Below are 6,304 nucleotides of genomic sequence, written 5' to 3' on the forward strand. Positions count from 1 at the left end.
CGCCGCGGCGGCCGCCAGCGGCGCCAGCGCCAGTGCAGCGACCAGCCCGGCGGCGAGCAGCAGCAGCCCGCCGGTCGCATCCAGGCCTTGCGTCGACGCGGCCACGCTGCCGGCGCCGAACACCAGCACCGGCACGTACAGCGGCAACGCCAGCAGCGCCACCAGGATCCCGGAACGGCGCATGCCGACCGTCAGCGCCGCGACCACGGCGCCGAGCAGCGCCAGCAACGGCGTTCCCAACGCCATCGATACCATCAAGACCGGCAATTGCGCCGGTGGCAACGCCATCACTTCGGCCAGCAGCGGCATCGCCAGCAGCAGCGGGAGCACGGTGGTGGCCCAGTGGGTGGCCACGCGCACCAGCACCAGCCAGGCCAGCGGCACCGGCGCCAACAACCACTGTTCGAGCGACCCGTCCTCGGCGTCGCCGCGGAACAAGGTGTCGAGCGCCAGCAGTCCTGAAAGCAGCACCGCCACCCACAACGCGCCACCGGCGACCATCCCCAGCAGCTTCCTGTCGCTGCCCAGCGCCAGCGCGAACAGCACCAGCACCAGCAAGGCGAACACTGCGGGCTGCATGGCGTCGCCGCGACGGCGCCACAACAGGCGCAGGTCGCGCGCCACCAGGGCTTTGGCCGCGGAGAACATCATGGCAGCGGCTCCAGTTGCGCGCTGTTCAACACCAGCATCCGTGTGCGCACCGGCGGTGCGGCGTAAGCGCCGTGGGTGGTGAGGAGGGCGGCGCCGCCATCGCGCAGGTGTGCCTGGATCATGCGGTTGACCAGTTCCAGTCCTTCCAGGTCAAGGTTGGCGTAGGGCTCGTCGAGCAGCCACAACGGCGCCGGCGACAGCCACATGCGCGCCAGCGACAGGCGCTTCTTCTGGCCGGCCGATAGCTGCCGCGCCAGTGCGTCCTCGTAGCCGGCCAGGCCGACGGCGGCCATGGCGTTGCCCGGCAGTTGGCCGCGGCGGCGGCCGTGCAGGCCGCACAGGAAGTGCAGGTTCTCCAGCGCGGTCAGGTCTGCCTTGAGCGCGGGCAGGTGGCCCATGTAGGCGATGGCGCGGGCGCGCAGCGCCGGGTCGGCCGGGCGTCCGTCGATGCCGATGCCGCCGGCGTCGGGTTGCAACAGGCCCGCCAGCACGCGCAACAAGGTGGTCTTGCCCGCGCCGTTGCCGCCCTGCACCAGCAGCGCCTCGCCGGCTTCGACGGAAAAATCCAGCGGGCCGAACACGCGCTGCTCGTTGCGCGAGAAGGCAAGGCCCTGCGCGGTCAGGAGGGGCGGGGCTTGCTGCTGGTCTGTCATGCCGGTCATGCTACAAAGCGGCATTGTAGAACGCACGGGCAGGACCGATGCCACGCACCAAGCTTCCAAAGGTAGGGACCACGATCTTCACCGTGATGTCCCAGCTCGCCGCCGAGCACCAGGCCATCAACCTGGGCCAGGGTTTTCCCGATTTCCCGCCGCCGGGCCGCCTGCTCGAAGGCCTCGACGCGGCCATGCGCGCCGGGCACAACCAGTACGCGCCGATGTCGGGCATCCCCGCGCTGCGCCAGGCGATCGCGGACAAGACCGAGCGCTGCTACGGCTGGCGGCCGGACGCGGATGCCGAAGTCACGGTCACCTCCGGCGCTTCGGAAGCGATCTTCGACGCGGTCCATGCCCTGGTCCACGCCGGGGAGGAAGTGATCGTGCTGGACCCGTGCTACGACTGCTACGAGCCGGCGATCGACCTGGCCGGGGCGAAAGCCGTCCACGTGCCCCTGGATCCGGCCACCTTCGCGCCGGACTGGGAAGCGGTGTGCGCGGCGATCACGCCGCGCACGCGGATGCTGATGGTCAACAGCCCGCACAATCCGTCGGGCGCGATGTTCGGGGCGGACGACATCGCGGCCATCGAAGACCTGCTTCGCGGCAACGACATCGTATTGTTGTCCGACGAGGTCTACGAGCACATCGTGTTCGACGGCGCGCGCCACGAATCCGTGCTGCGCCATCCGGCGCTGCGCCAGCGGGCGGTGGTGGTGTCGAGCTTCGGCAAGACCTACCACTGCACGGGCTGGAAGGTGGGCTACGTGATTGCGCCGCCGGCGCTTTCGGCCGAGTTCCGCAAGGTCCACCAGTACAACACCTTCTGCACCTTCACCCCGGCCCAGCATGCGTTCGCCGCGATGATCCGGGACGAGCCGGAGCACTACGAGCAACTCGGCGCGTTCTACCAGGAGAAGCGCGACCGCTTCGCCGAGCAGCTGCGCACCACCAGGCTGCGCCCGCTGCCGGTACCCGGCGGCTATTTCCAGCTGGTGGACTATTCGGCCGTCAGCGACCTGGACGACCTCGCGTTCTGCCGCTGGCTGACCACCGAGCACGGCGTCGCCTCGATCCCGCTTTCGCCGTTCTACGAAACCCCGCCACCGGGCCAGCGCCTGGCGCGCCTGTGCTTCGCCAAGAGCGAGGCCACCCTCGACGCGGCCATTACCCGGCTGCAGCGATTGTAGGAATCCCATGCAAGACCTCAGAGTCAGCCTCGTCCAGGGCGATACCCGCTGGCACGACCCGGCCGGCAACCGCGAGTACTACGGCCGGTTGATCGCGCCGCTGCGCGGCATCACCGACCTCGTGCTGCTGCCGGAAACCTTCACCAGCGGTTTCAGCAACGACGCCATCGGCCAGGCCGAGACCATGGACGGGCCGACCGTGGCCTGGATCCGCGAGCAGGCGCGCAACCTCGACGCGGCGGTGTGCGGCAGCGTGCAGCTGCGCGCCGGCGAAAGCGCGGACAAGGTGTACAACCGCCTGCTGTTCGCCACGCCCGACGGCGGCCTGCAGCATTACGACAAGCGCCACCTGTTCCGCTACGCGCGCGAGCACGAGCGCTATGCCGCCGGCGCGCCGCGCCTGACCGTGGACTGGCGCGGCTGGCGGATCTGCCCGCTGGTCTGCTACGACCTGCGCTTCCCGGTGTTCTCGCGCAACCGCTACGACGTGGAGCGCCCGGGCCAGCTCGACTACGACCTGCTGCTGTACGTGGCCAACTGGCCGGCGGTGCGGGCATGGCCGTGGAAGACCCTGCTGCGGGCGCGGGCGATCGAGAACCTGTGCTATGTCGCCGGCCTCAACCGGGTCGGCACCGACGGCAACGGGCACCGCTATTCCGGCGACAGCGCGATCCTGGATTTCCTCGGCGAGCCGCTGAGCGAATGCACCGACATGGAAGTGGTGTCGACCACGACGCTGTCGATGGAACGCCTGCGCGCGCATCGCGAACATTTCCCGGCGATGCTGGACGCGGACGTGTTCGAACTACGCTGAGCGCCTGCCGCGCGCCTCGAAGCCGAGGTAGAACGCCGTCGCCAGTACCAGCGGGGCGACGTAGTAGAGCGCACGCCAGGCGAGCAGGGCGGCGAGGATGCGCGCATCCGGAACGCCCGCCGCCAGCACGGCGATGAACACTGCTTCCATCACGCCGATGCCCGCCGGCAGGTGCACCATCGCGCTGGCCACGGCTGCCAGCAACAGCGTGCCGGCGACCAGCGGCCACGGATGCGCGGTGCCGAGCAAGAAGAACAGCATGGTCGCCATCAGCGACCAGTTGAATGTCGCCAGCGCGACCTGCAATGCGCCCAGGCCGACCGACGGCATCCGGAGGTGGTGTCCGCGGACATGGACGACGCGCCCATGCCAGGCAACGCATGCGGCCAGGTAGGCCACCACCAGCGCCAGCATCACCACGCCGGTGGCACGCAGCCAACCGCTCCCGAACGACCATTGCGCCGGGGGCGACACCGCGCCGCTGGCGAACAGCACCCCGGCCAGGGTCCCGTAGCCCAGCCAGTTGCCGGCCACGCTGAAGCCGATGATGCGGCTGATGGTGCCGATGCCCAGGCCGGAACGCGCGTACATGCGCAGTCGGAAGCCGGCGCTGCCGATCGCCGCGCCCACGCACAGGGCGAAGGCGTAGGCGGTCATGCCGATGCCCAGCACGCGCCGCGTCGACAAGTGGTGGCCGGTATAGCGGCGCGCGACCAGGTCGTAGCTGCCGTAGGTGAGGAAACTCAGCACCGCCAGCGCGGCGACGCGCGACACCGTGGTGGTGTCCAGGCCTGCCAGTGCCGCAGCCACGGCAGGCCAGTCGATGCCGCGCGCGTAGCGCACCAGCAGCACCGCCACCACCAGCGCGAAGGCGCCAAAGGCGATGCGCAACCAGCGCTGCCGCCAGGTGCGCTTGCGCACGGCGCTCATGGCGTAGTTCCGGGGTCGGGACGCAGCAGCGCGGTCTTCGGCGTATGCGCGGGCAGCAGGCCGGCCCAGTCGGGGAAGCGCCGCAGGCAATGGAAGAGCAGGGGACGGGTCAGCACGTGCCAGGGCCGCCACGGTGGCATGCGCGCCTGGTCGACGGGTTCGCAGTCCTCCTCCAGGAGGTGCAGCAGTCGCGCGCGCAGTTCGCCGGCGAAGTCGCGATCGCGCACCACCAGGTTCGACTCGAGGTTGAGTGAGAGGCTCAGGGGATCGAGGTTGCTGGAACCCACGGTGGCCCACTCGCGGTCGACGACGGCCACCTTGCCGTGGAACGGACGCCGGCAGTATTCGTGCAGCTCCACGCCCGATTCGGCCAACGGGCGGTACAGCCGGCGCGCGATGCGCGCCAGCGGCGTGTCCGGTTGGCCCTGCATCAGCAGCACCACGCGCACGCCGCGCCGGGCGGCGTGGCGCAGGTCGCGGGTGAAACCGTAGCCGGGGAAGAAGTAGGCATTGGCCAGCAGCACTTCTTCCTGCGCGGCGCGAATGGCTTGCCGATAGGCGTGCTCGATGTCGCGCGAGCGGTTGCGGTTGTCGCGCAGCACGAAGCGCAATGCGGCGTCGCGCGGCGCTGGCGGCGGGTGCCAGCGTTCGCCCGTGCCATCGCCGGAAAGCGCGGCGTGCATGAAGTCGCGCACGGTCGCGGCGATCGGGCCGGCGACTTCCACCGCATAGTCCTGCTTCGAATCCGGGCCGAAGTCGGCCAGGTGGTCGGCCGAGAAATTGATGCCGCCGATGAAGGCGCGTCTCCCGTCGATGACCAGCAGCTTGCGATGCAGGCGCCGGAACACGTGCATGCGCATGCCCAGCAGCGGCCGGTGAGGATCGAAGACGCGCAACCGGACGCCTGCGTCGCTGAGCGCGGCGATGAACCCAGGGGAGAAGTGCGGCGATCCGTAGCCGTCGACCGTCGCCTCGACCCGGACGCCGCGCCGGGCGGCAGCGACCAGCTGCTGCTGCAGCGCCAGGCCGACCTTGTCCTCGAACAGGATGAAACTTTCCAGCAGCACTTCGTCCCGCGCCGCGGCGATGGCTTCCCCGACGCGCGCGAAGAACGCCTCGCCGTTCTCGAGCAGTCGCAGTTCGTGGCTGTCCACCCTGGCCATCGCTACCACTCCACCCGCGCCAACAGCGGCGCATGGTCGGACAGGCGCGACCACGGACGTGCCTTGAGCACACGCGGATCGCTGGCGCGCGCGCCGCGCAGGTAGATGCGATCCAGGGTCAGCAGCGGATGGCGCGACGGAAACGTGCGCGCCGGCCGACCGTTCGATGCGATGAAGGCTTCCACCAGGCCACAAGCTTCGACCAGGCCGTGGCCGCGCATCCGCCAGTCGTTGAAGTCTCCGGCGACGATCACCGGCGCGGCGGCGGGGATGCCATCGCGCAACAGGTCGCAGAGCAGGCAGAGCTGCCGGCGACGATGCGCTTCACGCAGGCCGAGGTGCACGCACACCGCGTGCAGTTCGCCGCTGCTGCCTGGTACATCGAGCACGCAATGCAGCAGCCCACGTTGTTCGTGGCCCTGTACCGACACGTCGTGGTTGCGCTGGAGCAGGATCGGGAACTTCGAGAGCAGCGCGTTGCCGTGGTGCCCGTGCGGGTAGGCGGCGTTGCGACCGTACGCGTGTTGCGCCCAGATGGTGTCGGCCAGGAACTCGTATTGCGGTTCGGCCGGCCAGTCGGCATGGCGCCGGGCATGATGGGCGTGCGCGCCCAGCACCTCCTGCAGGAACACCAGGTCGGCGGACACGCCGCGGATCGCTTCGCGCAACGCGGGGAGCACGAAGCGGCGCCGCGAAGTGCTGAAACCCATGTGGGCATTCAGCGTGAGGACGTTGAGGGCCGGCATGCGGCCCGAGTGTGCCGATGACGGCCGGCACGCGACGTGATGGCGTACCGGCCGTGGCTAGCGAGGTTGTCTAGCGGCTGCCGTTGCCGCCGCGCGGACCGCGACCGCCGGGACGCTGGCCACCGCCGGGCTTGCCACCGCCCGGGCGACCGCC

At 70.1% G+C, this 6,304-nt stretch carries 7 protein-coding genes; 2 read left to right on the top strand and 5 right to left on the bottom strand.

What is annotated here, in order from left to right; translation table 11 throughout:
• Together ccmB and ccmA are read right to left on the bottom strand one after the other, a co-directional pair.
• Positions 1–651 (bottom strand): heme exporter protein CcmB (gene ccmB, locus QAA18_RS07170; protein WP_279412195.1); only part of this gene is annotated, 651 nt, incomplete at its 3' end.
• The gene (gene ccmA / locus QAA18_RS07175; RefSeq protein WP_279412203.1) at positions 648–1,304 is read right to left on the bottom strand and encodes a heme ABC exporter ATP-binding protein CcmA; all 657 of its coding nucleotides are present in this window, start codon (positions 1,302–1,304) and stop codon (positions 648–650) included. The genes ccmB and ccmA, both read right to left, overlap by 4 nt.
• 47 nt (positions 1,305–1,351) lie before the next feature.
• Here ccmA and QAA18_RS07180 point away from each other — a divergent pair, with 47 nt between their 5' ends.
• Positions 1,352–2,497: a pyridoxal phosphate-dependent aminotransferase gene (locus QAA18_RS07180; RefSeq protein WP_279412196.1), complete on the top strand. Its 1,146-nt coding sequence runs from the start codon at positions 1,352–1,354 to the stop codon at positions 2,495–2,497.
• Positions 2,498–2,504: 7 nt separating this feature from the next.
• Positions 2,505–3,311: an amidohydrolase gene (locus QAA18_RS07185; RefSeq protein ID WP_279412198.1), complete on the top strand. Its 807-nt coding sequence runs from the start codon at positions 2,505–2,507 to the stop codon at positions 3,309–3,311.
• Here QAA18_RS07185 and QAA18_RS07190 read toward each other — a convergent pair.
• The 3 genes from QAA18_RS07190 to QAA18_RS07200 are packed head-to-tail and all read right to left on the bottom strand — an operon-like array spanning position 3,303 to position 6,150.
• Positions 3,303–4,241 carry a YbhN family protein gene (locus tag QAA18_RS07190; RefSeq protein WP_279412199.1) on the bottom strand — a complete coding sequence of 313 codons (939 nt, stop codon included), beginning with the start codon at positions 4,239–4,241 and terminating at the stop codon, positions 3,303–3,305. The two genes, QAA18_RS07185 and QAA18_RS07190, sit on opposite strands and share 9 nt — an antisense overlap.
• Positions 4,238–5,404: a cardiolipin synthase ClsB gene (gene clsB, locus QAA18_RS07195; protein ID WP_279412201.1), complete on the bottom strand. Its 1,167-nt coding sequence runs from the start codon at positions 5,402–5,404 to the stop codon at positions 4,238–4,240. The genes QAA18_RS07190 and clsB overlap by 4 nt, the downstream gene beginning before the upstream one ends.
• 2 nt (positions 5,405–5,406) lie before the next feature.
• Complete coding sequence (locus tag QAA18_RS07200) at positions 5,407–6,150, bottom strand: endonuclease/exonuclease/phosphatase family protein (protein ID WP_279412202.1); 744 nt, start codon at positions 6,148–6,150, stop codon at positions 5,407–5,409.
• Positions 6,151–6,304 lie beyond the last annotated feature (154 nt).

It is taken from the genome of Luteimonas sp. 8-5 (genome assembly GCF_029763755.1).
In the GTDB taxonomy this organism is placed as follows: Bacteria; Pseudomonadota; Gammaproteobacteria; order Xanthomonadales; family Xanthomonadaceae; genus Cognatiluteimonas.